At 53.3% G+C, this 26,011-nt stretch carries 20 protein-coding genes; 9 read left to right on the plus strand and 11 right to left on the minus strand.

Annotated elements, in window-relative coordinates; translation table 11 throughout:
• Positions 1 to 44: 44 nt before the first annotated feature.
• Positions 45 to 944: a lysine exporter LysO family protein gene (locus E0L21_RS15205; RefSeq protein ID WP_131410917.1), complete on the minus strand. Its 900-nt coding sequence runs from the start codon at positions 942 to 944 to the stop codon at positions 45 to 47.
• A gap of 127 nt (positions 945 to 1,071) precedes the next feature.
• Positions 1,072 to 1,767 carry an aquaporin Z gene (aqpZ, locus tag E0L21_RS15210; protein WP_131410919.1) on the minus strand — a complete coding sequence of 232 codons (696 nt, stop codon included), beginning with the start codon at positions 1,765 to 1,767 and terminating at the stop codon, positions 1,072 to 1,074.
• Positions 1,768 to 2,140: 373 nt separating this feature from the next.
• Between aqpZ and E0L21_RS15215 the strand changes: the two genes are divergently transcribed.
• Positions 2,141 to 3,799, plus strand: coding sequence for an ATP-dependent endonuclease (locus E0L21_RS15215; RefSeq protein ID WP_131410921.1), 1,659 nt, complete (start codon positions 2,141 to 2,143; stop codon positions 3,797 to 3,799).
• Here E0L21_RS15215 and E0L21_RS15220 read toward each other — a convergent pair.
• Positions 3,796 to 4,752, minus strand: coding sequence for a VirK/YbjX family protein (locus E0L21_RS15220; protein ID WP_131410923.1), 957 nt, complete (start codon positions 4,750 to 4,752; stop codon positions 3,796 to 3,798). The genes E0L21_RS15215 and E0L21_RS15220 overlap by 4 nt on opposite strands.
• Before the next feature lie 162 nt (positions 4,753 to 4,914).
• On the opposite strand from E0L21_RS15220, the gene macA reads away from it, so the two are divergent.
• Both macA and macB read left to right on the plus strand, forming a co-directional pair.
• Positions 4,915 to 6,027, plus strand: a complete 1,113-nt coding sequence (macA, locus tag E0L21_RS15225; RefSeq protein ID WP_131410925.1) for a macrolide transporter subunit MacA — start codon at positions 4,915 to 4,917, stop codon at positions 6,025 to 6,027.
• A complete protein-coding gene (gene macB / locus E0L21_RS15230) occupies positions 6,024 to 7,970 on the plus strand; it encodes a macrolide ABC transporter ATP-binding protein/permease MacB (protein WP_131410927.1) in 1,947 nt (648 codons plus the stop codon). Before macA ends, macB begins: the two co-directional genes overlap by 4 nt.
• 64 nt (positions 7,971 to 8,034) lie before the next feature.
• Here the strand turns inward: macB and cspD are convergent, their stop codons facing one another.
• Positions 8,035 to 8,256, minus strand: a complete 222-nt coding sequence (cspD, locus tag E0L21_RS15235; protein WP_007374119.1) for a cold shock-like protein CspD — start codon at positions 8,254 to 8,256, stop codon at positions 8,035 to 8,037.
• A gap of 328 nt (positions 8,257 to 8,584) precedes the next feature.
• Between cspD and clpS the strand changes: the two genes are divergently transcribed.
• Both clpS and clpA read left to right on the plus strand, forming a co-directional pair.
• Positions 8,585 to 8,905, plus strand: coding sequence for an ATP-dependent Clp protease adapter ClpS (clpS, locus tag E0L21_RS15240; protein ID WP_017456164.1), 321 nt, complete (start codon positions 8,585 to 8,587; stop codon positions 8,903 to 8,905).
• A 30-nt stretch (positions 8,906 to 8,935) separates the two neighbouring features.
• Positions 8,936 to 11,224: an ATP-dependent Clp protease ATP-binding subunit ClpA gene (gene clpA / locus E0L21_RS15245; RefSeq protein ID WP_131410929.1), complete on the plus strand. Its 2,289-nt coding sequence runs from the start codon at positions 8,936 to 8,938 to the stop codon at positions 11,222 to 11,224.
• A gap of 585 nt (positions 11,225 to 11,809) precedes the next feature.
• Here the strand turns inward: clpA and E0L21_RS15250 are convergent.
• The 7 genes from E0L21_RS15250 to trxB form a co-directional block, all read right to left on the minus strand.
• Positions 11,810 to 12,274, minus strand: coding sequence for an RES family NAD+ phosphorylase (locus E0L21_RS15250; protein ID WP_131410931.1), 465 nt, complete (start codon positions 12,272 to 12,274; stop codon positions 11,810 to 11,812).
• Entirely contained in the window at positions 12,271 to 12,714 is a 444-nt protein-coding gene (gene parS, locus E0L21_RS15255; protein ID WP_020457220.1) for a type II RES/Xre toxin-antitoxin system antitoxin, read from the minus strand. Before parS ends, E0L21_RS15250 begins: the two co-directional genes overlap by 4 nt.
• Positions 12,715 to 12,870: 156 nt before the next feature.
• Positions 12,871 to 13,089, minus strand: a complete 219-nt coding sequence (gene infA, locus E0L21_RS15260; RefSeq protein ID WP_001040187.1) for a translation initiation factor IF-1 — start codon at positions 13,087 to 13,089, stop codon at positions 12,871 to 12,873.
• Between the two features lie 288 nt (positions 13,090 to 13,377).
• Entirely contained in the window at positions 13,378 to 14,079 is a 702-nt protein-coding gene (gene aat / locus E0L21_RS15265) for a leucyl/phenylalanyl-tRNA--protein transferase (protein WP_131410933.1), read from the minus strand.
• Between the two features lie 106 nt (positions 14,080 to 14,185).
• Positions 14,186 to 15,907 (minus strand): heme ABC transporter ATP-binding protein/permease CydC, encoded by a 1,722-nt coding sequence (gene cydC, locus E0L21_RS15270; protein ID WP_131410935.1) that lies wholly within the window; start codon positions 15,905 to 15,907, stop codon positions 14,186 to 14,188.
• Complete coding sequence (gene cydD / locus E0L21_RS15275; protein WP_131410937.1) at positions 15,908 to 17,674, minus strand: heme ABC transporter permease/ATP-binding protein CydD; 1,767 nt, start codon at positions 17,672 to 17,674, stop codon at positions 15,908 to 15,910.
• Between the two features lie 115 nt (positions 17,675 to 17,789).
• The gene (gene trxB / locus E0L21_RS15280; RefSeq protein WP_086871895.1) at positions 17,790 to 18,755 is read right to left on the minus strand and encodes a thioredoxin-disulfide reductase; all 966 of its coding nucleotides are present in this window, start codon (positions 18,753 to 18,755) and stop codon (positions 17,790 to 17,792) included.
• A gap of 553 nt (positions 18,756 to 19,308) precedes the next feature.
• On the opposite strand from trxB, the gene lrp reads away from it, so the two are divergent.
• The 4 genes from lrp (at position 19,309) to rarA (ending at position 25,988) form a co-directional block, all read left to right on the plus strand.
• Positions 19,309 to 19,803 carry a leucine-responsive transcriptional regulator Lrp gene (gene lrp / locus E0L21_RS15285; RefSeq protein WP_002439523.1) on the plus strand — a complete coding sequence of 165 codons (495 nt, stop codon included), beginning with the start codon at positions 19,309 to 19,311 and terminating at the stop codon, positions 19,801 to 19,803.
• A 120-nt stretch (positions 19,804 to 19,923) separates the two neighbouring features.
• Positions 19,924 to 23,904: a DNA translocase FtsK gene (gene ftsK / locus E0L21_RS15290; protein WP_131410939.1), complete on the plus strand. Its 3,981-nt coding sequence runs from the start codon at positions 19,924 to 19,926 to the stop codon at positions 23,902 to 23,904.
• Positions 23,905 to 24,023: 119 nt separating this feature from the next.
• Positions 24,024 to 24,635 carry an outer membrane lipoprotein chaperone LolA gene (gene lolA / locus E0L21_RS15295; protein ID WP_131410941.1) on the plus strand — a complete coding sequence of 204 codons (612 nt, stop codon included), beginning with the start codon at positions 24,024 to 24,026 and terminating at the stop codon, positions 24,633 to 24,635.
• 9 nt (positions 24,636 to 24,644) lie between these two features.
• The gene (gene rarA / locus E0L21_RS15300; RefSeq protein WP_131410943.1) at positions 24,645 to 25,988 is read left to right on the plus strand and encodes a replication-associated recombination protein RarA; all 1,344 of its coding nucleotides are present in this window, start codon (positions 24,645 to 24,647) and stop codon (positions 25,986 to 25,988) included.
• The last annotated feature ends 23 nt before the right edge of the window (positions 25,989 to 26,011 follow it).

The following is a 26,011-nucleotide window of genomic DNA, read 5'->3' on the forward strand; positions in this document are numbered from 1 at the left end:
TTTAGCGCAAGTTTGGCGGCAGACATCTACCGCCAATTGAAGTATCAGGCAGAGAAAAAGGCCATTAATAGCGGCACAAGCAAGCTGAGAATAAAACCGTGCACAATGGCGGCGGGCACCAGCTCCAGGCCACCGGAGCGCTGAAGTACCGGCAGGGTGAAGTCCATCGATGTCGCCCCCGATAACCCAAGCGCGGTAGAACGGCTTTGGCGGACCAGGCCGGGGATCAGCATGATGGCAATTAACTCGCGCGCCAGATCGTTAAAGAAAGCAGCACTGCCGATCACCGGCCCGAACGACTCGGTGAGCAGGATGCCCGACAACGAGTACCAGCCAAATCCCGATGCCATCGCAAGGCCCGTTTTCAGCGGCAAGCCGAGGATCAGCGCATTAATTACACCGCCAATCAGCGAACTGACGGCAACTACCACGGCAATAATCATCCCACGACGGTTGAGGACAATCTGTTTCAGTGTCATCCCGCTGTTACGCAACTGAATACCCACCAACAGCAACAGGAAGATAAGCGTATATTCACTGGCTTCCGTGGCATAGCGTAAAAACGTCAGCCCGGAAAGACCAATGGCGAAACCGATAACCACCACACCGCACAGACGCAGGGATTCCAGCGCCATCGCAATGCGCGAAGGCAATTTTTCTTGTTGGTGTCGGTGATGCCACGGCAGCGTGCGCTCCAGCCACAGCAGCGCAGCGGCGTTACACAGCAGGATCACCACCACGCTGACCGCAGAATAATGCAGTATCGCCAGTAAATTCGCGCTGAGATTATCCAGAAAAGCAAGGCTTATCCCCATAAAAAAGAGGATCAGGTAGACAATCCAGCTAAGTAATTTATTGATAAGTTTGAGCGCCGCAGTGTGACGCAGGGGAACAAGATAACCGATGACCAACGGCAGAAGAATAATTAACAATCCTGAAAGCATGAAGCGCCCGAATCCTTGCAAAGTGAAAACACCGGGGAACACACTACCCAAAGGTGGAAAATGAGTAAAGCTGCGAAAAAATGAGAAAGATCATGCAAAAGACCCGGCATAAAACCGGGTCTTTATATTACGTGCGTTTTTCCAGCAGTGTGCGGTAGATAACGCCCCCGAGGATGCCGCCGATAATCGGCATCACCCAGAACAACCATAATTGCTCTAACGCCCAGCCACCCTGAAAAATCGCCACAGCGGTGCTGCGCGCCGGGTTGACGGAGGTGTTGGTGACCGGGATGCTAATTAAATGGATTAACGTCAGCGCCAGGCCGATGGCGATGGGCGCAAAGCCAGTAGGGGCATTTTTATCTGTCGCACCGTGAATCACCAGCAAGAAACCGCAGGTCAGGACAATCTCAATAATCATGGCGGAATACATTGAGTAATGTCCTGGCGAATGTTCTCCGTAACCGTTGGAGGCGAAACCGCTGGTCGCCGCATCGAAACCACTTTTACCGCTGGCAATCAAATAGAGTACTGCTGCGGCAATAATGCCACCAACAAGTTGCGCAAGAATATATCCCACAACCTCTTTTGCCGGAAAACGGCCACCAGCCCACAGGCCGAGTGTGACTGCCGGATTAAAATGACCGCCAGAAATATGCCCGACGGCAAATGCCATGGTCATGACCGTTAAACCGAACGCCAGCGCGACGCCAGCAAAACCTATGCCGGTTTGCGGAAACGTCGCCGCCAGCACTGCGCTGCCGCAGCCGCCAAACACTAGCCAGAATGTGCCAAAACATTCCGCCGCTAATTTTCTAAACATAGCCACCTCGATAAAAAACAGAAACGGGTACAGGCCCGTGCCGTGTGTCAGACATCAATGGATGCGTGAATAAAAGCGTGCATATTTTCGGAATAACAAAATAAAAAGACGAGTTATAAAATCCAGTAAATTGATTTAATGTGGATAATTAATCGTAAGTTATTGCTTTTTATTGGTGCTAAGTTTCATCTTAAATTAAAAAATTAGAGTGATATGCTTTTAAATGATGCTGTTGATCTTTTTAAATATAACAACGACGGAATAATCGAATATATTTCAATAAAGTTTTGCACTTAGCGCGTGTTCTGCCGCTTTTCGTCCCGCTATACTTCTTAAAGAATAGACGGAAAAGCCCAGAGATGCCGGAGGAAGAATGATTCTGGAGCGTGTGGAAATTGTCGGCTTTCGTGGCATTAATCGTTTATCGCTGATGCTTGAGCAGAACAACGTGCTAATTGGTGAAAATGCCTGGGGTAAATCAAGCCTGTTGGACGCGTTAACCCTGCTGCTGTCACCGGAAACGGATCTCTACCATTTTGTCCGCGATGATTTTTGGTTCCCGCCGGGGGATCTGCAAGGACGAGAACATCATCTGCATATTATTCTGACTTTCCGCGAGTCCGAACCCGGACGTTACCGCACGCGGCGTTATCGACCGTTGGCAGATTGTTGGGTCGCCAGTAATGACGGTTATCGCCGTCTGTTCTACCGGCACGAAGGTGAGCTTTCCGACGATGGCAGCGTAATGACGCTACGCGGTTTTCTCGATGCTCAGGGGGATTTGCTGCCGCTGGAGGACATTGATGAGAGTGCCCGCCACCTGGTGCGGCTGATGCCGGTACTGCGGCTTCGTGATGCACGCTTTATGCGCCGCATTCGTAACGGCAGCGTGCCGGACACGCCGTTGCTGGAAAACACGGCGCGTCAGCTTGATTTCCTCTCCCACGAATTAATCTCCCGCCCGCAAAATTTAACCGACGCGCAGATACGCCACGGGCTGTCGGCGATGGTGCAATTACTGGAGCACTATTTTGCTGAGCAGGGCAGTGGCGCTTCACACCAGCGCTTGATGCGCCGTCGCTCTCATGACGAGCAACGCAGCTGGCGCTATCTCGACATTATCAACCGCATGATCGATAAGCCCGGCGGGCGAATGTACCGGGTTATTCTGCTGGGGTTTTTCGCCACATTGTTGCAGGCGAAAGGTTCGGTACACCTCGACCGTGACGCGCGGCCGCTATTGCTGGTGGAAGATCCGGAAACGCGGCTGCATCCGATCATGCTCTCTGTGGCCTGGCAGTTGCTGAACTTGCTGCCGTTACAAAAGATAACCACCACCAACTCCGGTGAGCTGCTGTCGTTAACACCGGTTGAACATGTTTGTCGCCTGGTGCGTGAGTCTTCGCGTGTGGCGGCCTGGCGTCTTGGCCCAGGCGGTTTAAGTGCCGAAGATGGGCGGCGCATTGCGTTTCATATTCGCGTTAACCGGCCTTCTTCCCTGTTTGCCCGCTGCTGGTTGCTGGTGGAAGGGGAGACAGAGAACTGGGTTATCAATGAGCTGGCGCGCCAGTGCGGCCATCATTTCGATGCCGAAGGGGTGAAAATTATTGAGTTTGCCCAGTCAGGCTTAAAGCCGCTGATTAAGTTTGCGCGCCGTATGGGCATTGAATGGCATGTACTAGTCGATGGTGACGAAGCCGGGAAGAAGTATGCCGCTACCGTGCGCAGCCTGCTCGATAACGACAGGGATCAGACGCGCGAACATTTGACTGAACTTCCGGCGCTGGATATGGAGCATTTTATGTATCGCGAAGGGTTCGCGGATGTCTATCACCGCGTCGCACAGTTACCAGAAAATGTGTCGATGAATATGCGGCGTGTGATTATCAAAGCGATTCACCGTTCGTCAAAACCGGATCTGGCAATTGAAGTTGCGCTGGAAGCCGGAAGGCGCGGCGTGGAGTCGGTGCCGCATCTCTTTCGGAAAATGTTTTCCCGCGTGCTGTGGCTGGCACGCGGACGGGCAGATTAGTTCTGGCAGTGAGCGGCAGTCTGTGCCTGCAGGCTGTCGAGCAGCTCGTAGCGGCGGCGATACTCAGAACGCTTTTTGCTGGCGATCTCTTCCATCGGTTTGCGCGGCATCACCAGCGGCAACATAAAGTCGCCGTGCTGGTCGGCAACGGCACCCAGCGATTCCCAGAAGCTGTTGTAATCGGCATGCAGCAGCCCCTGTTTTTTCTTGCGATAACGGGCGTTGCGGTAGATATGCGTTTCATTGCTGACGGCGCGGATCTCTTCCACTTGCAGAAATTTCGCCATCGTCATGGCAGTTTCCACCAGCAGACGTTTCGGGAATAGCCCATGACACGCTTTGGTCGCTATCTGAATCGCCTCATGCGGAACATGCGCTTTTGCGCCTTGCAGCCCACCAATATAGAGCGTGGTTTTGCCAGCGAATTGGCACAAAGTAAAGGTGAGAGCCGCCAGCACGGTACCTTGGGCATCGCAGAAAACCAGTGTCGCTTCGCCCTCTTTATCCAGCATGAAATCTGAACGCAACCGCAGCGAATAGGCCTGCTCATCTTTACCGGTCAGCACGGCCAGCGTGAGGCCGGGTTTGCTGAGATAGCTGTTGATAAGCGCGGCGGGCAACAGGCGAATCATATTTTCATAGTGCCAGCATATAGCTTGTGCCGTTTGCGTGCGGTTCATATTGATTGACAGCCAAGGGCGATGTAACCGGCACGGTAGCCCGGGTTGAACGTGCAGCATCTGCGCCAGGAGGGGTTGCTGGGCCAGGTGAGTCAGATAGCTGGCGGTGCTGACCGGTGTGGTCAACGAGCGCAGCAAAAATTTGCGACGATATGCCGGGTTCTGCCAGGCGCGGCCCGGCATCAATTCGCCGGAAAATAAACAACGAAAAAGCTGCCCGGCGGTTTTTGGCAAAGGCAGTTCAGTATGAGTAGCTTGAACGATGGTGGACATGTTGAAATCCGTGATGTGACGAGCATGCCGCAATTTCAACAGCTCCTCTCTCAATGCCATCTAAATGAATGATGGAGGAAATGCGAATTTTTTGTTTCGTTGATGTTTTGTTTAGTTAAGATTGGTCTCTATAAACTGCATGTCCGATTATCTGGGATTTTTATGAAACTGAAGGGAAAACGCAGGACGGTAATGATTGTGCTGGCAGTAGTTGTTTTACTGGCGGCGTTTTGGTTGTGGGGCAAACTCAATGCTCCTGTTGTCCAGTATCAGACGCTGATTGTGCGGCCGGGTGAATTACAACAAAGCGTGCTGGCGACCGGGAAGCTGGATGCGCTTCGTAAAGTTGATGTTGGCGCTCAGGTAAATGGTCAGTTAAAAACGCTGTCGGTGAATATCGGCGACAAGGTAAAGAAAGATCAGCTCCTGGGCGTGATCGACCCCGATCAGGCGGAAAACCAAATCAAGGAAGTGGATGCGACCTTAATGGAACTGCGGGCGCAGCGCCGTCAGGCGCAGGCTGAATTGAAGCTGGCGCAGGTGACGTTAGCGCGCCAGCAGCAACTGGTGAAAAGCAATTTGATCTCCCGTCAGGATCTGGACACCTCGGCGACGGATGTGGCGGTAAAAGAAGCGCAAATCGGTACCATTGATGCCCAGATCAAACGCAACCAGGCAACGCTGGATACCGCAAAAACCAATCTTGATTACACACGCATTCTTGCGCCGATGGCTGGTGAAGTGACGCAAATTACCACGTTGCAGGGCCAGACGGTGATTGCCGTGCAACAAGCACCGAACATCCTGACGCTGGCCGATATGAGCACGATGCTGGTGAAAGCGCAGGTTTCCGAAGCGGATGTCATACACCTCAAACCTGGGCAAAAAGCGTGGTTCACCGTGCTGGGCGATCCGGGAACGCGCTATGAAGGCGAGCTGAAAGATATCCTGCCAACGCCAGAAAAGGTCAACGATGCGATTTTTTACTATGCGCGCTTTGAAGTGCCAAACCCGGAGGGTGTGCTGCGCCTTGATATGACCGCGCAGGTACATATCCAACTGACCGGCCTGAAAAATGTGATCACTATTCCGCTGGCGGCGCTTGGCGATCCGGTGGGGGATAACCGTTACAAAGTGAAGGTGCTACGTAATGGCGAAACCCGCGAGCGCGAGGTGACGTTGGGTGCACGCAATGATACGGAAGTGGTGGTAACGAAAGGCCTGGATGCGGGCGAAGAAGTGGTGATTGGCGAGAAAAGTGGAGCGGCGCAATGACCGCATTGCTGGATCTGAATAATATCCGCCGCAGTTACCCGTCCGGTGACGGACAGGTCGAGGTGCTAAAAGGCATCACGCTGCGCATTAATGCGGGCGAAATGGTGGCGATTGTTGGTGCATCCGGCTCCGGTAAATCCACGCTGATGAACATTCTGGGTTGCCTGGATAAACCCACCAGCGGCACTTACCGGGTGGCGGGAACGGATGTGTCGTTGCTCAGTAGCGACCAGCTTGCACAGCTGCGCCGCGAACATTTCGGTTTTATCTTTCAGCGTTATCATCTGCTTTCTCATTTGACGGCCGCGCAGAATGTCGAGGTTCCGGCGGTGTATGCGGGGACGGAACGCAAAGCGCGGCTGGAGCGCGCAAAAGTATTACTGACCCGCTTAGGATTGGGTGAGCGGGCTGATTATCAGCCGTCGCAGCTTTCTGGTGGCCAGCAGCAGCGCGTGAGTATTGCCCGCGCGTTAATGAATGGTGGGCAGGTGATTCTGGCCGATGAACCGACCGGCGCGCTCGATAGCCACTCTGGCGAAGAGGTGATGGCAATCCTGCATCAGCTGCGTGATCGCGGACATACGGTAATTATCGTGACTCACGACCCGCAAATTGCTGCGCAGGCGGAGCGGGTAATTGAAATTCGTGATGGCGAGATAATCAGTAATCCGCCAGCCAAAACGGAAGCCGCCTCGCCCGCGAACCATGATGCAGTAATGACGCAAGCCGGGGGCTGGCGGCAGTTCGTCAGCCGTTTTCAGGAAGCGCTGACCATGGCCTGGCGCGCCATGGCGGCCAATAAAATGCGCACCTTTCTGACCATGCTCGGCATTATTATCGGTATTGCGTCGGTGGTATCAATTGTGGTGGTCGGTGATGCCGCTAAACAGCTGGTGCTGGCGGATATTCGCTCAATAGGCACCAACACTATCGATGTCTATCCCGGCAAAGATTTTGGTGACGACGAGCCGCAATACCAGCAGGCACTGAAATATGATGATTTGCAGGCGATTCAAAAACAGCCCTGGGTAAAATCTGCCACCCCTGCCGTTTCACAAAATCTGCGTTTGCGCTACGGCAATATTGATGTGGCGGCGAGCGCCAATGGCGTGAGCGGGCAATATTTTAATGTGTATGGTATGACGTTCAGCGAAGGGGCTTCGTTTAACGAGGAGCAGCTCAAAGGCCGTGCGCAGGTGGTGGTGCTCGACAGCAACGCCCGTCGTCAGTTATTCCCCAATAAAGTCAGCGTGGTCGGTGAGGTGATCCTGGTTGGCAACATGCCCGCGACGGTGATTGGCGTGGCGGAGGAGAAGCAGTCGATGTTTGGCAGCAGCAAGATCCTGCGGGTCTGGCTGCCGTATAGCACCATCTCCGGGCGTATTATGGGGCAGTCCTGGTTAAACTCAATTACGGTGCGGGTGAATGAGGGCTACAGCAGCGAACAGGCGGAACAGCAGCTTACGCGGTTGCTCAGCTTGCGCCACGGTAAGAAAGATTTCTTCGTCTGGAATATGGACGGGGTCTTGAAAACGGCAGAAAAGACCACACGTACTCTTCAGCTGTTTTTGACGCTGGTGGCGGTCATTTCGTTGCTGGTTGGCGGTATCGGCGTAATGAATATTATGCTGGTATCGGTCACCGAGCGGACTCGAGAGATTGGCATCAGGATGGCAGTTGGCGCCCGGGCCGGCGATGTCTTGTCGCAGTTTCTGATTGAGGCGGTATTTGTTTGCCTTGTTGGTGGCGCGCTCGGCGTCACGCTATCCATGCTGATTGCCTTTACGTTGCAGCTCTTTTTACCAGGCTGGGAGATTGGCTTTTCGCCGGTGGCGCTATTAACTGCGTTTTTGTGTTCGACGTTTACCGGTGTGCTGTTTGGTTGGTTGCCTGCGCGTAATGCCGCACGGCTGGACCCGGTGGATGCACTGGCTCGCGAGTAATAAAAATGCCAGCCGATTGGGCTGGCATTTTGACTGCGGCATGTACACAATGTGATAACAGGCTTCAGGCCATGGCTTCCACTTCTACGGGCACGATGACGCTGGCATGATTGCCTTTAGGGCCTTGGTGTACATCAAACCGGACAGTCTGCCCGGCTTTTAACGTTCTGTAACCATCCATTTGAATGGTGGAGTAATGCGCGAAGATATCTTCGCCGCCGCCTTCAGGGCAGATAAAACCAAACCCTTTGGCATTGTTGAACCACTTAACAGTACCCGTTTCCATGCTTCGACATCCTTCGTAAATCTTATTTAAGTAAGATGGAATGAACCGGTGGTAGAGCTAGCGGGCTGTTCAAAACCTCGCCAACTCTCGACTGTACAATTTAGATAATTCGTATAACGCGTCAAGCATTTGGCAGGGGTTCTGGGAGGCGGCGCATCAAAATTTTGAAGCAGTTAACGCTATTACAAAGGAATGTGACAGCCGTCGCGAATGACAACGATAGATGATTGTTATCTGACATCTGATGTAGATTGAAAATACATCTAGACTCATGTAATCGGCCGATTAAACGCTGCCGGAAACTGTAACCTAAGATGAAACGCTAACGATGGGTAAGAGTAATAGCTGGCTGGATTTCGACCAATTGGCGGAAGATAAACTGCGCGATGCGCTAAAACCGCCATCCATGTATAAAGTTATGTTAATGAACGATGATTACACGCCAATGGAATTTGTTATTGACGTGCTACAAAAGTTCTTTTCTTATGATGTAGAACGTGCAACGCAACTGATGCTTACGGTTCACTATCACGGCAGGGCCATTTGTGGTGTTTTCACCGCCGAGGTTGCCGAGACGAAAGTCGCAATGGTGAACAAGTACGCAAGGGAGAACGAGCATCCGTTGCTGTGTACGCTGGAAAGAGCCTGAATGCAGGTATAAAACTTGGGGGAGGTGCCTATGCTCAATCAAGAACTGGAACTCAGTTTAAACATGGCTTTCGCCAGAGCGCGCGAGCACCGACATGAGTTTATGACCGTCGAGCACTTGTTACTGGCACTGCTCAGTAACCCATCTGCCCGCGAAGCGCTGGAAGCGTGTTCAGTGGACCTGGTGGCGCTGCGACAGGAACTCGAAGCCTTCATCGAACAAACCACACCCGTTCTACCCATGAGTGAAGAGGAGCGCGACACGCAGCCGACGCTCAGCTTCCAGCGTGTTCTTCAGCGCGCGGTGTTTCACGTTCAGTCATCCGGGCGCAGCGAAGTGTCTGGTGCGAACGTGCTGGTTGCCATTTTTAGCGAGCAGGAGTCGCAAGCGGCTTATCTGCTGCGTAAACATGAAGTAAGCCGCCTTGACGTGGTGAACTTTATCTCTCACGGCACGCGTAAAGACGAGCCAGGCCCATCATCTGACGCCACTGGCAGCAGTAGCGGGCAGGTGAACAGCGAAGAGCAGGCAGGAGGGGAGGAACGTATGGAAAACTTCACCACCAACCTTAATCAGCTTGCTCGTGTGGGAGGAATCGACCCGCTGATTGGCCGTGGTAAAGAGCTTGAGCGTGCGATTCAAGTTCTGTGTCGTCGTCGTAAAAACAACCCGTTGCTGGTGGGTGAATCCGGTGTGGGTAAAACCGCCATTGCTGAAGGGCTGGCATGGCGTATTGTGCAGGGTGACGTGCCGGAAATTATGGCTGATTGCACAATTTACTCGCTGGACATCGGTTCTTTACTGGCCGGGACCAAATATCGTGGTGATTTCGAAAAACGTTTCAAGGCGCTGCTGAAACAACTTGAGCAGGACAATAACAGCATTCTGTTTATCGATGAGATCCATACCATCATCGGTGCGGGCGCTGCGTCTGGCGGGCAAGTAGATGCTGCAAACCTCATCAAGCCGCTGCTTTCCAGCGGTAAAATTCGCGTGATGGGTTCCACCACCTATCAGGAATTCAGCAATATCTTTGAAAAAGATCGTGCCCTGGCGCGTCGCTTCCAGAAAATTGATATCACTGAGCCGTCCGTTGAGGAAACGGTGCAGATTATCAACGGCCTGAAACCGAAATATGAAGCGCACCACGATGTGCGTTATACGGCGAAAGCGGTGCGCGCGGCGGTAGAGCTGGCGGTGAAATATATCAATGATCGCCATCTGCCGGATAAAGCGATTGATGTTATCGACGAAGCGGGTGCGCGTGCGCGTTTGATGCCGGTGAGCAAACGTAAGAAAACCGTTAACGTGGCGGATATCGAATCGGTGGTGGCCCGTATCGCGCGTATTCCTGAGAAGAGTGTTTCTCAGAGCGACCGTGACACGCTGAAGAGCCTTGGCGATCGGCTGAAAATGCTGGTGTTTGGCCAGGATAAAGCCATTGAGGCATTAACCGAAGCCATCAAAATGAGCCGTGCAGGGCTGGGGCAAGACCATAAACCGGTTGGTTCCTTCCTGTTTGCTGGCCCAACCGGCGTAGGTAAAACTGAGGTGACAGTGCAGCTGTCGAAAGCGCTAGGCATTGAACTGCTGCGTTTTGACATGTCCGAATATATGGAACGTCATACTGTCAGCCGTTTGATTGGTGCGCCTCCAGGCTATGTGGGTTTTGATCAGGGTGGTCTGTTGACCGACGCGGTGATCAAACATCCGCACGCGGTGCTGCTGCTTGATGAAATCGAAAAAGCGCATCCGGACGTCTTTAACCTGCTGTTGCAGGTGATGGATAATGGAACGCTGACCGATAACAACGGGCGCAAAGCCGATTTCCGTAACGTGGTGCTGGTCATGACCACCAACGCTGGGGTGCGTGAAACCGAGCGCAAATCTATCGGCCTTATCCACCAGGATAACAGCACCGATGCGATGGAAGAGATTAAAAAGATCTTTACACCGGAGTTCCGCAACCGCCTGGATAACATTATCTGGTTCGATCACTTGTCTACAGATGTGATCCATCAGGTGGTCGACAAATTTATTGTCGAACTTCAGGTGCAGTTGGATCAGAAAGGCGTATCGCTGGAAGTCAGCCAGGAAGCTCGCGACTGGCTGGCAGAGAAAGGATATGACCGTGCAATGGGCGCTCGTCCAATGGCGCGTGTTATCCAGGACAACCTGAAAAAACCACTGGCTAACGAACTGCTGTTCGGGTCACTGGTTGATGGTGGCCAGGTCACGGTAACGTTGAATAAAGAGAAAAATGAGCTGGAGTACGGCTTCCTGAGTGCACAGAAGCACAAACCGGAAGCGGCACATTAATCTCTGCGGTTCACTTCTAAAAACCGGGCGATATAAGCCCGGTTTTTTTATGGCTGCAAAAGCAGCATCAAATTAGCTTGGTTTCAATACGATTGCGCCCGTGGATTTTAGCAACATAGAGATCGCTTTATCATTCAATTACTTGTCATCCGGGTGGTAATCGAACTCGGCGACGCCAACGCCACAGTATTCGAAAAGCGTTGTGCCGGTGATACTTTAACCGTCAACGTGGCAATTTTTTGCCGCAGCGCTTCCAGAATGATTTTCGCCTATAACAGGTCAGATTCGACCAGCAGCACCATAAACTCTTCGCGCCGTAGCGGAAAACGTCATCACTGCTGCTGAAATGATCGTCGCTGTATCGCCCGCACTGGGCCAGACGCTCTTAAGTAGCCGATATCCGGCATCGCCAGAATAAAGAGTTTACGCACGTTTAGTGCCAGTGAGATTTCCCGCGCACAATGGTAGGGATAAAGCGGCGGTTCAGTAATTATGTCAGCGGATATTTGCCATTTTCCAGCTCTACGAGCGTATCGCGCATCGCCGCAAGCCGGCGGTGGATGTGTCCGGTAAATTGCCCAAAAATTACGGGGTTGCCAGGCGTGGGTCAAAAGAGAAGGGAAGCGCTTTAACAGTTTTTAGTAACTTACTGAAACCAGGATGGATAGGATTCAAAATCGCATTATTCTCTAGTGGAATAACGCAAGACGGAAGCACCAGCGCGACGGCGCTGTTGGCTTCAAGCCACGCTGTTCCTAAATCCATCGTTGAAAGCGGTGCCGGGTTTTCCTGCCAGTCTGGCGGTAGCCATTTCTTATCCAGATGTTCAATATCCTTGTCAGGGATTTCGATACTGAACAGCCCATACTGGCTCAGAACCGTGTCGCTGTGCACGTGTACCAGCATTTCGAGCGCTGCAAGTGAAACGGATGAGGCAACGTAAACCGCAGGGTGACCTTTGTGATTCCAGCGCCCGCCATAAAGATTCGCACCGCTGCCTGTCCAGGCTTCACTGGCGTAGCGGCGCGTCACCATTCGATAGAAAATCACGCAAACACTCCATGCTCCAGCCTGCCGAGCAGATCGGTCACTTCCAGTGCGCCACTTTCAGTAGCAATCAGCGAAATCGGCGCTACGTTGCCAAGGCCGCGAACGGGGGTTTCCAGCCAGTCCCACGCCATCTTTTTGCTACCGAAAAACTGTACCGCAGCATCAACAACCCTAACTAAACGAGCAATGCGCTCACTTTCTTCCGGGGTGAGTGTACGACCTGCGCTTTTGCGACGTGCAACATTGCGTTCGTTGATACCAGTGACGCGCAGAATGTCGGAGCGGGACATTTCTGTCCATTCATGAATATTGTCGAGAATGCTGACAGGCAAGCCTTCGTTCAGCATCTGAACGAGTTTTAGCCCTCTGTTTGCGGGGAAACCGGCAAAGCGCCAGAGCGCATTCTCAGCTGGTTTTTGATCCGGGCTCCAGGTTCTCATCTTTCCTCCCAGGTGGTGACATTTGTCATTATTGATTATAGACAATTGTCGGTAGTGGTTAAAGTCTAATCAGGAGGGATGGGCGTAAGAAAAACAAAAGGCCGGGGATTACCCGGCCTTCGAAATAGGTGCACTTAGCTGTGCTGATGGAAGATCTTAGCGGCTACGGAAGACAATGCGGCCTTTGCTCAGGTCGTACGGGGTCAGTTCCACAGTCACTTTATCGCCCGTCAGAATGCGGATGTAGTTTTTACGCATTTTACCGGAGATATGCGCAGTGACCACGTGACCGTTTTCCAGTTCTACGCGGAACATCGTATTAGGTAACGTTTCAAGAACGGTACCCTGCATTTCAATATTGTCTTCTTTGGCCATCTAATCCTCGGGGGTATCACTACCATAATTTTTGAACCGGCAAGATAATGCCGAAGTTCGTGTGTTAAGTAAAGATTTACGCTGATAAAACACAGCAAAACGACTTTTGCCAGTTACCCTCACGCCACAGCCTGGACGCGCTAAAAGCGCAACCGTAAAGGGGAGCGGTGGAGTAAAGCGAAGGGCATCCCTGATACGAACAACTCCCAGGTGGGGCGGGGCAACAGGCAAAAGCTGCTCTGAGCGTCCATTATAACACTCTGATAAAAAATGTGCCGAAAACATTCTTCAGAGCGATGGAAACAGCGTTCGGGGTACCCAGAAATGGGAAGGGAGAGGCAGTTTGCGCATTTTCTCGAGATATAAAAGGTAATCCCGACGCGGAATCTCTATGGCTCCGAGCGACGCAGTATGGCTATTCAGCACCTGGCAATCAATTAGTTCGCCGCCCATGCGCACAAATTCGCCGCTAAAAACAAGTAACGCAGTTTTGGATGCATTTACGCGGCGACTAAACATTGATTCACCACAGAACAGCGCACCTTGCGATACGCCATACATACCACCCACCAGCTCGTTACCTTCCCAGACTTCAATCGAGTGCGCATGTCCAAGCTCATGGAGACGATGATAAGCCATCACCACATCAGGCGTGATCCAGGTGCCTTCGTCGCGATCCTGCGAGCAGCCATCGATCACTTGGCCAAAAGCATGATTCAGCGTTACGCGATAGGGAGAGGTTTTATGAAAACGCTTCATACTGCGGCTGACATGGAATGTGTCCGGCCACAGTACGGCGCGCGGATCGGGCGACCACCACAGAATTGGGTCGCCGGGTGAGAACCAGGGGAAAATGCCGCGCTGGTAGGCCATCAACAGACGCGCCGGACTAAGATCGCCACCCAGCGCCAGCAGCCCATTGGGTTCACGCAGCGCCGCTTCGGGCGAAGGAAAAGCGATAGAATGACGAGAGAGCTGCACCAGGCGCATGACTTCTGTGCTCCACAACGCGACAAGGGACCCTACTTACTATCGTCATTTTGGCCGTTCCACTTTAGCGTTGCCGTTACAGAAACGGCAAAATGACGAATAGCCACTACAGACGCTGCTTAAACTGGTAGTACCGACCCTGTTTCGCCATTAACGCTGCGTGATTACCTTGCTCAATTATTTGCCCGTTGTCCATCACAATTATCCGATCGCAACGTGCCAGCCCACGCAGACGGTGCGTGACCATCAGCAGGGTTTTGCCTTTCATCACTTCGCCCAATAATTCAAGGATTTGGCTCTCGGTAGCGGCATCCAGCCCTTCGGTCGGTTCGTCCAGAAGCACCAGCGGTGCATCATGCAATAACGCGCGAGCAATCGCCAGACGACGCAGTTCCCCACCGGAGAGCTGGCGTCCGCCTTCGCCGAGCCAGGCATTCAGCCCATTATCCTCAAGCAGTTTTTCCAGCCCGACACGGGCAAGCATCGTACGCAGTGTGTCATCGCTCGCCTGCGGTGAGGCCAGCAACAAGTTATCGCGCAGCGTCGCGCTGAACAGATGTACGCGCTGCGGCACCATACTGATAAGTTTGCGTAAATCAGCTTCCGCAAAGCTAGCAAGCGGCTGGTCATTGAGACGAATCTCGCCGTGCTGCGGATCCCATGCGCGCGTCAGTAATTGCAATAATGTGGATTTGCCGCACCCGGTTCGGCCAAGGATTGCCACATGTTCTCCGGCGGAAATCGATAAGGAAATTGAGTCCAGCGCACGCTGCGGTTGGCCTGGGTAGTTAAACGTCATGGCCTCGAATTGCAGGGCGACATCTGTAGGCGTGGCGGCACTGTTTTGCGGGAAGGTGACTTCCGGCTGACATTCCGTTACCTGCGTGATGCGTATGGCGGAAGCAATAACCTGCCCCAGATGCTGGAACGCACCGGCTACCGGGGCCAGCGCTTCGAAAGCTGCAAGCGCACAGAAGACAAACAGCGCAATCAATGCGCCGGGCTGCGTGTTACCACCAATATCGGCGGAAGCAAACCACAGCATCACAAGCACTGCCGCGCTGCTGATGAGCAGCATCACGGCCTGCGAAACGGCACTCAGATCGGACTGACGACGCTGGGCATCATGCCAACTGAGTTCAGTGTTTTCTAGCTGTTCACGATAGCGCTGGCTGGCACCAAAAATGGTCAACTCTGCCTGGCCTTGCAGCCAACTGATTAATTGCTGGCGATACTGTCCGCGCAGGGCGGTCAGATTTTCGCCTGTCGGTTTGCCCGCGCGGTAAAATAACGGCGGCAGGATAATCAAGGTTGCCAGCATAATACCGCCCAACATCAGAGCCAGCGGTATATCCAGTACGCTTAAGCCCAGTGTGACAACGATGATGACCACCAGTGCGCCGATCAACGGGGAGATCACGCGCAGGTAAAGGTGATCGAGCGTGTCGACATCGGCAACGACGCGGTTTAGCAACTCACCCTGGCGAAAGCGCGCCAGCCCGGCAGGGGAGAGGGGGAGCAGTTTACTGAATGTCGAGACGCGCAAGTGTTCCAGTACGCGAAACGTCGCGTCATGGCTGACCAGCCGTTCAAAATAGCGCCCGGCCGTACGAATAATCGCTGCGCCACGAACACCTGCAGCAGGCAGCATATAGTTAAAGCTGTAGATGCCGGCGACGCCAACCACGGCGCACGCGGAGAGGAACCAGCCGGAGAGCGTCAGCAGACCAATGCTGGCAAGCAAAGTGATAACGGCGAGGATAACGCCGAGCATCAGCATCCACTTGTGGCGTTTATACAGTGCGAGATAAGGCAGTAATGCGCGCATTTAAATCTCCTCCTGGCGATGGGCAAGGAGGTCGGCAAAGAACCCCTGCGCAGCAGCAAGTTCGGCATAGCTGCCTTGTTCCATAATTTGGCCATCCTGCATTACCCAGATAACATCCCAATCAGCCAGGTGTTCCAGATGGTGCGTAACCATCAGGGTCGTTTGCTGGCGCGAAGCCTCGGTAAGTGCCTGCATCACGCGTTGCTCACTGTGGGCATCAAGGCTGGCTGAAGGTTCGTCCAGCAGCAGCAGTTTACAGGGAGAGAGCAGCGCACGGGCAACGGCCACACGCTGTGCCTGGCCAACAGAGAGGCGTACAGCCTGATCGCCAGACTGAGTTTCCAGCCCCTCAGGAAGCAGTGGCAGAAACTCGCTGACCCAGGCTTTATCCAGAACGGTTTTCAACTCTGCATCGCTGGCGTTGGGGCGTGACAGCAATACATTCTCACGCAATGTGGTGCCGGGAAGTTGCGGATTTTGCCCAACCCAACTTATCGCTTCGCGCCAGCTATCCGGGTCCAGCTCGCTCAGTTCGACGTCGTTAACGCGTAATGAACCTTCGTAAGGCAGAAAGCCAGAAAGCACATTGATCAGTGAACTCTTGCCAGAGCCACTTCTTCCTACTACGACGACGCGCTGACCCGCGGACAGGGAAAAATTGAGCGGCCCGGCGAGTACCGCGCCTTCTGGGGATTTCAGAAGCAAATCGCTTGCCGTCAGCGTTACGGGCTCATCGGTTTTCAGCGTGAGATCACCTCGTTTCGGATGTGCAAGCGGTGCTTCCATAAACGTTTTCAGGCTGTCCGCAGCGCCAATTGCCTGGGCTTTAGCGTGATAAAAGGTACCGAGATCGCGCAGTGGCTGAAAAAACTCCGGTGCCAAAATTAGCGCGAGAAAACCGGCGAACAACGTTACACCAGCGCCGTAGTGACCGAAATTCAGCTCGCCAAGATAGGAAAAACCGAAATAGACCGCCACCAACGCAATCGATAATGAGGTGAAGAACTCCAGCACGCCGGATGATAAGAAAGCCATGCGCAGCACTTCCATAGTGCGGCTGCGAAAATCCTGTGAAGCATGACGAATATTTTCTGTTTCCGCAGCGCCCCGACCAAAAATACGCAGTGTTTCCATCCCACGTAAGCGGTCAAGGAAATGGCCGCTCAGGCGAGCCAGCGCTTTGAAGTTACGGCGGTTGGCGTCCGCCGCACCCATTCCGACCATCGCCATAAAGAGCGGAATTAGCGGGGCTGTACCCAGCAATATTAGCGCTGCTGCCCAGTTAATCGGGAACAGAGTGGCAATGATTAGCAGAGGTACGCTCGCCGCCAGCGTCATTTGTGGCAAGTAGCGGGCATAGAAGTCGTGCATATCATCGATTTGCTCAAGTATCAGCGTGGCCCAGCTTCCGGCGGGTTTTCCCTGGATCCACGCCGGGCCAGCCTGATGCAGGCGATCAAGAACCTGACGGCGGATTTCGAAGCGAATATGCGCACCTGCATGGAAACCAACACGTTCTCGCAGCCAGACCACCCAACTGCGCAGGATAAAAATCAGCACCAGCAAGATGAACGGCAGTAAGAGGGCTTCGCGCGGGATATTCTCCACAATCATGTGGTTCAGAATACGCGCCAGAATCCATGCTTGCGCGACGATCAGCACGCCGCTGACCACCCCGAGCAGGCGGGAGAGTGTCAGCCAGCGACGGGAAATAATGCTTTGCTGTTTTAACCAGCGGGTCAGTTCTTGTTGACGGGTTTTATTCATTGCGCGCTTTGCAGGTGAAGTTATCGGATTTTTGAGCTGGCGCAATGTTACATCGGAGCAAAAATAAAGGCGACTTATAGTCGCCTTTTTTACCTTTGTTACTGACTTGTAAAGATTATTTACGTTCAGCAAGTCCGTCGAGATAACGTTCTGCATCCAGCGCAGCCATACAGCCTGTACCTGCAGAAGTGATCGCCTGACGATAAATATGGTCCATCACATCGCCGGCAGCAAAGACGCCAGGAATGCTAGTTTGCGTGGCATTGCCATGAATACCGGACTGCACTTTGATATAGCCGTTTTCCAGCGCCAACTGACCTTCAAAGATGGCAGTGTTCGGGCTGTGGCCGATAGCCACAAACAGACCGGCAACCTCCAGCGATTCGACATTATCTGCATTCTGCGTATCGCGTAGACGCAGGCCGCTAACGCCCATCTGATCGCCCGTCACCTCTTCCAGCGTACGGTGGGTGTGCAACACGATGTTGCCGCTTTCGACTTTATCCATCAGGCGTTTGATGAGGATTTTTTCCGCACGGAAGGTGTCACGGCGATGGATCAGATGCACTTCAGAGGCAATATTTGCCAGATACAATGCTTCTTCCACTGCGGTGTTACCGCCGCCAATCACCGCGACTTTCTGGTTACGGTAGAAGAAACCGTCACACGTTGCGCAGGCGGAAACGCCACGGCCTTTGAACGCTTCTTCAGACGCCAGGCCCAAATAACGCGCAGACGCACCCGTGGCAATAATCAATGCGTCGCAGGTGTACTCACCACTGTCGCCAGTCAGGCGGAACGGACGATTTTGCAAATCCACGCTATTGATGTGATCGAAAATGATTTCGGTATCAAATTTGGTGGCATGTTCATGCATGCGTTCCATCAGCAGTGGCCCGGTCAGATCGTGCGGGTCGCCCGGCCAGTTTTCCACTTCAGTGGTGGTGGTGAGCTGGCCGCCTTTTTCCATACCGGTAATCAGAACTGGCTGCAGGTTAGCGCGTGCAGCATAGACCGCCGCGGTATAACCGGCAGGTCCTGAACCAAGGATAAGCAGCTTACTGTGTTTGGCCGTACCCATGAGATCCTCGTTGTTGTTTGGCAGACATTGGGCTGGATTGTAGGGAATTTACCGGCGTAAAAAAAGGGTGCAGCGATTTTGTTAACGATATGTGTAATAGAAAGGACCGATGGCTGAAGGGCTGTTAACCGCCTAAATATAATAATTCCTACTGAAAAAGGGTCAGTTATAAGGTGATAAAATGATGATTAGGGAACGACCCTGATGAATATCTGGCATGTTGTACTAAAAAAAGATGTTTTGCTTTGACAATCCCCTGCGCATTTGCGAAAACATCAAAGGAAGAAAAAAAGCAGTGTTTCGCGCGTGACGTAAATTCATGCATGTAAATGCCATTTTTACCGGGCTAGCGAAATCTACGTATGGCGTGGACAGACGCCATTCGTGATATCGATAGCTGCCCCTGGCAACGGTCTTCTCAATACTGCCCCTGGGATTACGTGACGCGCTAATTTAAATTACGCGCCGCGTAGCGCGACGGGCAAAGACTCTGAACAGTGAAGTGCACAGGGTCAAGACAGGAGTAGGGAAGGAATACAGAGAGACAATAATAATGGTAGATAGCAAGAAGCGCCCTGGCAAAGATCTCGACCGCATCGATCGTAATATTCTGAATGAATTGCAAAAAGATGGGCGTATTTCCAACGTCGAGCTTTCTAAACGAGTGGGGCTTTCCCCAACGCCATGCCTTGAGCGTGTGCGCAGGCTGGAAAGACAAGGGTTTATTCAGGGCTATACGGCGCTGCTGAACCCGCATTATCTGGATGCATCACTTCTGGTATTTGTTGAGATTACTCTGAATCGTGGCGCGCCGGATGTGTTTGAACAATTCAACTCTGCCGTGCAAAAGCTTGAAGAGATTCAAGAGTGTCATTTGGTTTCAGGCGATTTCGACTACCTGTTGAAGACGCGTGTGCCGGATATGTCGGCTTATCGCAAACTGTTAGGGGAAACCCTGCTGCGTCTGCCGGGCGTAAACGACACCCGCACATATGTGGTAATGGAAGAAGTCAAACAGAGCAATCGTCTGGTTATTAAGACGCGCTAATACGGAACAGGTGCAAAATCGCTGTTTTTTGATTACACTCCTGTTAATCCATACAGCAACAGTGCCGGGGAGACCCGGCGCTGTTGTCCGTTTTAGCATCAAGGACCTGGAGAGCCTGTCTTGAGCCAGGAATACACCGAAGACAAAGAAGTCACACTGACCAAGTTAAGCAGCGGGCGTCGACTCCTGGAGGCGTTGCTGATCCTCGTTTCACTTTCTGCCGTCTGGTTAATGGCAGCGCTTCTCAGCTTTAACCCGTCCGATCCCAGTTGGTCGCAAACGGCCTGGCATGAGCCTATCCATAATATTGGCGGCGTGCCCGGCGCGTGGCTTGCTGATACATTGTTTTTCATTTTTGGCATCATGGCTTATACCATCCCGGTGATCATTATCGGCGGCTGCTGGTTTGCGTATCGCCACCGGGCCAGTGAAGACTATATCGACTATTTTGCCGTATCGCTGCGCATGATTGGCGCGCTGGCGCTGATCCTCACTTCTTGTGGTCTGGCGGCGATTAATGCGGATGACATTTGGTATTTCGCCTCCGGCGGCGTCATTGGCAGCTTGCTAAGTACCACGCTACAACCCTTGCTGCGTAGCAGTGGCGGTACACTGGCGCTGCTCTGTATCTGGGCCGCCGGTTTGACGCTGTTCACCGGGTGGTCATGGGTGACCATTGCCGAGAAAATTGGCAGTGTGATTCTCAACATTCTCACTTTCGCCAGTAATCGTACCCGTCGTGATGACACCTGGGTCGATGACGAAGAGTATGAAGAGGATGATGAAGATAACGGTGAAATGGACGCTCCGCGTGAATCTCGCCGTACGCGTATTTTGCGTGGTGCACTGGCGCGGCGAAAACGCGTTGCCGAAAAGTTTGCGAATCCGATGGGGCGCAAAACCGATGAGGCCTTGTTCTCCGGCAAGCGGATGGATGACGATGAAGACGATATTGCTTATAGCGCTCGCGGTATCCCTGCGGATGCTGATGACGTGTTGTTCTCTGGGCATCGCGCAACTGAATTTGAACAGGAATACGATCCGCTGCTCAATGGCCGCAGTATAACGGCACCAGTGGCCGCTGCTGCTGCCGCGACGACTGTCGCTACGCAGGCTTATGCTACGCCTGTTGAGCCAGTTGTGCAGGCACCGCAGGAAATTGAGTGGCCCTATGCTCAGCCGCCCGTTCAGCAGGCCGCTGCGTATCAGCCAGCACCAGATGAGCAGAACTCACTCGCATCTTACCAGCCTGTACCAAACCCGTCGGTTTCACAGGAAGCTGCATATTCGTCTGCACAAGACGCTGAACCAGAGTGGCAGCAGCCTGTCGCGCAGGATAGTTGGACGCCAGAAGCTTCGGTGATGGCACAGCCGCAAGAAAACGATGTTTATACGCAGCCGCTACGCGATCCGCTGCCATGGCAGGGTGAACCACAGCCGCAAATCTCCCCGGCGCCAGAATTCGTCGTCGAACCTGAACCTGTAGTTGAAGAAGTGAAACAGACACGTCCACCGCTCTATTACTTCGAAGAAGTAGAGGAGAAGCGTGCGCGCGAGCGTGAGCAGCTGGCGGCGTGGTATCAGCCGATTCCTGAGCCCGAAAATATTGAACCGGTTTCGAAGCCAGTTGTACCGGCTATGCCATCGATACCGCCTGTTGAGGCAACCGTTGCGCCAGTTGCAGCCGGAATACAGCAGGCCGCCAGTAGTGTCACCGTGGCAACAACTGCCGCAGGTCCGATGTTCAGCCTTGCGGCTGGAGGTACACCGCGTCCGCAGGTGAAAGAGGGGATTGGTCCGCAGCTTCCGCGCCCGAACCGGGTCCGTGTACCAACGCGCCGTGAACTGGCTTCTTATGGCATTAAGCTGCCGTCTCAGCGGATGGCAGAAGAGCGTGCGCGCGAAGAAGATGAAACGCGCCATCATAACGATCAATTCACGGAAGATGATGCTGATATGCTGCAGCAGGATGAACTGGCGCGCCAGTTTGCCGCCACGCAGCACGATCGCTATGGTGATGGATTCCAGCATGAGGCGCCGCAATTCCAGTCGCAGCATGCTGTACCGAGTGAAGAAGACGCAGAAGAGGCGGAACTGGCGCGTCAGTTCGCTGCATCGCAGCAGCAGCGGTATGCGGGTGAACAACCTGCCGGGACGCAGGCTTTTATGCCGGAGGACTTTGCGTTCTCACCAATGAAGACACTCATAGATGATGGCCCGAGTGAACCGTTGTTTACGCCGGGTGGGATGCCAGAGCAGGAAATGCTGGCTGTGCCGCATCATCATCAACAACCGCAACAGCATTATCAGCAGCCAGCTCACCAACCTGTTGCACAGCCGCAGCAGTATCAGCAGTCGGTGCATCAATCTGTTGTACAGCCGCAGCAGTATCAGCAGCCAGTGCATCAACCTGTTGTACAGCCGCAGCAGTATCAACAGCCGGTGCATCAACCTGCTGCACAGCCGCAGCAGTATCAGCAGTCTGCGCATCAACCTGCTGCACAACCACAGCAGTATCAGCAGCCAGTGCAACAACCTACTGCACAGCCGCAAGAGAGCCTGATTCACCCGCTGCTAATGCGTAATGGCGACAGTCGCCCGATGCAAAAACCAACGACACCGTTGCCGTCGTTGGATTTGCTGACGCAGCCGCCAGCGGAAGTCGAACCGGTAGACACGTTTGCGCTGGAACAGATGGCGCGTCTGGTGGAAGCTCGACTGGCGGATTTCCGCATCAAAGCTGATGTGGTCAATTATTCTCCAGGCCCGGTTATCACCCGTTTTGAGTTGAATCTCGCCCCGGGTGTGAAAGCTGCGCGTATTTCGAACCTTTCCCGCGATTTGGCGCGTTCGTTGTCGACCGTTGCGGTGCGCGTGGTGGAAGTTATTCCGGGTAAACCGTACGTTGGTCTGGAACTGCCGAACAAGAAACGGCAAACCGTTTACCTGCGTGAAGTCTTGGACTGCGTGAAATTCCGCGAAAACCCGTCGCCGCTGACTGTAGTGCTGGGGAAAGATATCGCGGGCGATCCGGTAATCGCCGACCTGGCGAAGATGCCGCACCTGTTGGTTGCGGGTACGACCGGTTCCGGTAAATCGGTGGGCGTGAATGCCATGATCCTCAGCATGCTGTATAAAGCGACGCCGGAAGAGGTGCGCTTTATCATGATCGACCCGAAAATGCTCGAGTTGTCAGTGTATGAAGGGATTCCGCACCTGCTTACTGAAGTCGTCACTGACATGAAAGACGCTGCTAACGCCTTGCGCTGGAGCGTCAACGAAATGGAGCGTCGCTACAAGCTGATGTCGGCGCTCGGAGTGCGAAATCTGGCGGGCTACAACGAGAAGATCGCTGAAGCAGCACGAATGGGCCGCCCGATCCCGGATCCTTACTGGAAACCCGGTGATAGCATGGATGTCGAGCATCCGGTGCTGGAAAAACTGCCGTATATAGTAGTACTGGTGGATGAATTCGCCGATTTGATGATGACCGTCGGTAAGAAAGTGGAAGAGTTGATTGCGCGTCTGGCGCAAAAAGCGCGCGCCGCCGGGATTCATCTGGTGCTGGCGACTCAGCGTCCATCTGTGGATGTCATTACTGGCCTAATTAAAGCCAACATCCCGACACGTATCGCTTTTACCGTTTCGAGCAAAATTGACTCGCGCACCATCCTCGATCAGAGCGGTGCAGAATCGCTACTGGGAATGGGGGATATGCTCTATTCCGGCCCGAACTCGACCTCTGCGCCGGTGCGTGTACATGGTGCATTCGTTCGCGACCAGGAAGTGCACGCCGTTGTGCAGGACTGGAAAGCGCGCGGGCGTCCACAGTATGTCGATGGCATTACCTCGGATAGCGAAAGCGAAGGTGGTGCAGGTGGCGGTTTTGAGGGAGGAGAAGAGCTGGATCCGTTATTCGATCAGGCTGTTAATTTCGTGACCGAAAAACGTAAAGCCTCAATCTCCGGCGTACAGCGCCAATTCCGTATCGGCTATAACCGCGCGGCGCGCATCATCGAGCAGATGGAAGCCCAGGGAATCGTCAGCGAACAAGGACATAACGGAAACCGTGAAGTGCTGGCTCCGCCGCCGTTTGACTGATTGCAAAGATGTGTAACGCAATAGAAATTCAGTCTTTTCTTCTGTTGCTCCTGGTACTCGGTGCTTAGAGTGACAGAAGTATTCTCCCGCGTCGGGAGTGACGTATTTAAGGAACAGCAATGAAAAAAGTCGCTTTGGTTTGTGCATTAATGGGTAGTCTGTTGGTCAGCAATGTGTGGGCTGATGCTTCCAGCGACCTGAAAAGCCGTCTCGATAAGGTCAGCAGCTTTCATGCTACCTTCACTCAAAAAGTGACCGATAGCAGCGGCGCTGCGGTGCAGGAAGGTCAGGGCGATCTGTGGGTGAAACGCCCGAATCTGTTCAACTGGCATATGACCCAGCCGGATGAAAGTGTGCTGGTGTCGGATGGTAAAACGCTGTGGTTTTATAACCCCTTTGTTGAGCAGGCAACAGCAACCTGGCTGAAAGACGCCACGGGTAACACGCCGTTTATGCTGATTGCCCGTAATCAGGCAAGCGACTGGCAGCAGTACAATATTGAGCAGAAGGGTGATGACTTCGTTCTGACGCCGAAAGGCAACAACGGTAACCTGAAGCAGTTCACCATCAATGTAGGGCGTGATGGCACTATCCATCAATTTAGCGCCATTGAGCAGGACGATCAGCGCAGCAGCTATCAGTTGAAATCACAGCAAAACGGCACCGTTGATGCGTCTAAATTTACCTTTACCCCGCCGAAGGGCGTAACGGTTGACGATCAGCGCAAGTAAGAGGCGTGCATGAGTAACATGTCGCTCGACTTTTCCGATAATGCGTTTCAACCTCTGGCCGCGCGTATGCGGCCAGAAAATTTAGCGCAGTACATTGGTCAGCAACATCTGTTTGCGCCGGGTAAGCCGCTCCCGCGCGCGATTGAAGCCGGACATTTGCACTCCATGATTCTATGGGGACCGCCTGGAACGGGCAAAACCACGCTCGCCGAAGTGATTGCGCGTTACGCCAATGCAGATGTGGAGCGCATTTCGGCAGTGACCTCCGGGGTGAAAGAGATCCGCGAAGCTATTGAGCGTGCCCGTCAAAACCGCAACGCAGGGCGCCGTACCATTCTGTTTGTCGATGAAGTTCATCGCTTTAATAAAAGTCAGCAGGACGCTTTTCTGCCACATATTGAAGATGGCACTATCACTTTTATTGGCGCGACGACGGAAAACCCCTCTTTTGAACTCAATTCTGCATTGCTGTCTCGTGCGCGCGTTTATTTGCTTAAATCGCTGACCACCGAGGATATCGAACAGGTCTTAACGCAGGCGATGGAAGACAAAGCGCGCGGTTACGGTGGGCAGGATATTGTTCTGCCGGATGAAACCCGGCGGGCGATTGCCGAGCTGGTTGGCGGTGATGCGCGCCGGGCGCTTAATACGCTTGAGATGATGGCGGATATGGCGGAACTCGACAATTCCGGCAAGCGTGTATTAAAGCCGGAACTGCTTACGGAAATTGCCGGTGAACGCAGCGCCCGTTTCGACAATAAAGGCGATCGTTTTTACGATTTAATTTCCGCGTTGCACAAATCGGTCCGCGGCAGTGCGCCGGATGCGGCGCTTTATTGGTATGCGAGAATTATCACGGCCGGCGGCGATCCTTTATATGTCGCGCGACGCTGCCTGGCAATTGCCTCTGAAGATGTAGGCAACGCCGATCCGCGTGCGATGCAGGTCGCGATTGCAGCCTGGGATTGTTTTACGCGCGTTGGTCCTGCAGAAGGTGAGCGTGCGATTGCTCAGGCGATCGTCTACCTTGCCTGTGCGCCGAAAAGTAATGCGGTTTATTCGGCGTTCAAAGCGGCGCTGGCTGATGCGCGTGATCGCCCCGATTATGATGTGCCAGTTCATTTGCGTAATGCGCCAACCAAGCTAATGAAAGAGATGGGTTACGGACAAGAGTATCGCTACGCTCATGATGAACCCAATGCCTATGCGGCCGGTGAAGAGTATTTCCCGCAAGAACTGGCGCAGACGCGCTATTATCATCCCTCGACAAGAGGCCTTGAAGGTAAAATTGGCGAAAAGCTCGCCTGGCTTACCGAACAGGATCATAAAAGCCCTATAAAACGCTATCGCTAGGGCGGGCGTTGCGGTAAGGTTAC

The organism is Kosakonia quasisacchari (assembly GCF_004331415.1).
GTDB lineage: Bacteria > Pseudomonadota > Gammaproteobacteria > Enterobacterales > Enterobacteriaceae > Kosakonia > Kosakonia quasisacchari.

What these genes read in the sequence shown, in the direction of transcription:
- cspD (WP_007374119.1), bottom strand. Translation starts at nt 8,256, where the DNA reads ATGGAAACGGGTACTGTTAAGTGGTTCAACAATGCCAAAGGGTTTGGT.
- macA (WP_131410925.1), top strand. Translation starts at nt 4,915, where the DNA reads ATGAAACTGAAGGGAAAACGCAGGACGGTAATGATTGTGCTGGCAGTA.
- cydC (WP_131410935.1), bottom strand. Translation starts at nt 15,907, where the DNA reads ATGCGCGCATTACTGCCTTATCTCGCACTGTATAAACGCCACAAGTGG.
- lolA (WP_131410941.1), top strand. Translation starts at nt 24,024, where the DNA reads ATGAAAAAAGTCGCTTTGGTTTGTGCATTAATGGGTAGTCTGTTGGTC.
- rarA (WP_131410943.1), top strand. Translation starts at nt 24,645, where the DNA reads ATGAGTAACATGTCGCTCGACTTTTCCGATAATGCGTTTCAACCTCTG.
- aqpZ (WP_131410919.1), bottom strand. Translation starts at nt 1,767, where the DNA reads ATGTTTAGAAAATTAGCGGCGGAATGTTTTGGCACATTCTGGCTAGTG.
- E0L21_RS15205 (WP_131410917.1), bottom strand. Translation starts at nt 944, where the DNA reads ATGCTTTCAGGATTGTTAATTATTCTTCTGCCGTTGGTCATCGGTTAT.
- E0L21_RS15220 (WP_131410923.1), bottom strand. Translation starts at nt 4,752, where the DNA reads ATGTCCACCATCGTTCAAGCTACTCATACTGAACTGCCTTTGCCAAAA.
- lrp (WP_002439523.1), top strand. Translation starts at nt 19,309, where the DNA reads ATGGTAGATAGCAAGAAGCGCCCTGGCAAAGATCTCGACCGCATCGAT.
- infA (WP_001040187.1), bottom strand. Translation starts at nt 13,089, where the DNA reads ATGGCCAAAGAAGACAATATTGAAATGCAGGGTACCGTTCTTGAAACG.
- aat (WP_131410933.1), bottom strand. Translation starts at nt 14,079, where the DNA reads ATGCGCCTGGTGCAGCTCTCTCGTCATTCTATCGCTTTTCCTTCGCCC.
- clpA (WP_131410929.1), top strand. Translation starts at nt 8,936, where the DNA reads ATGCTCAATCAAGAACTGGAACTCAGTTTAAACATGGCTTTCGCCAGA.
- E0L21_RS15215 (WP_131410921.1), top strand. Translation starts at nt 2,141, where the DNA reads ATGATTCTGGAGCGTGTGGAAATTGTCGGCTTTCGTGGCATTAATCGT.
- clpS (WP_017456164.1), top strand. Translation starts at nt 8,585, where the DNA reads ATGGGTAAGAGTAATAGCTGGCTGGATTTCGACCAATTGGCGGAAGAT.
- parS (WP_020457220.1), bottom strand. Translation starts at nt 12,714, where the DNA reads ATGAGAACCTGGAGCCCGGATCAAAAACCAGCTGAGAATGCGCTCTGG.
- cydD (WP_131410937.1), bottom strand. Translation starts at nt 17,674, where the DNA reads ATGAATAAAACCCGTCAACAAGAACTGACCCGCTGGTTAAAACAGCAA.
- trxB (WP_086871895.1), bottom strand. Translation starts at nt 18,755, where the DNA reads ATGGGTACGGCCAAACACAGTAAGCTGCTTATCCTTGGTTCAGGACCT.
- macB (WP_131410927.1), top strand. Translation starts at nt 6,024, where the DNA reads ATGACCGCATTGCTGGATCTGAATAATATCCGCCGCAGTTACCCGTCC.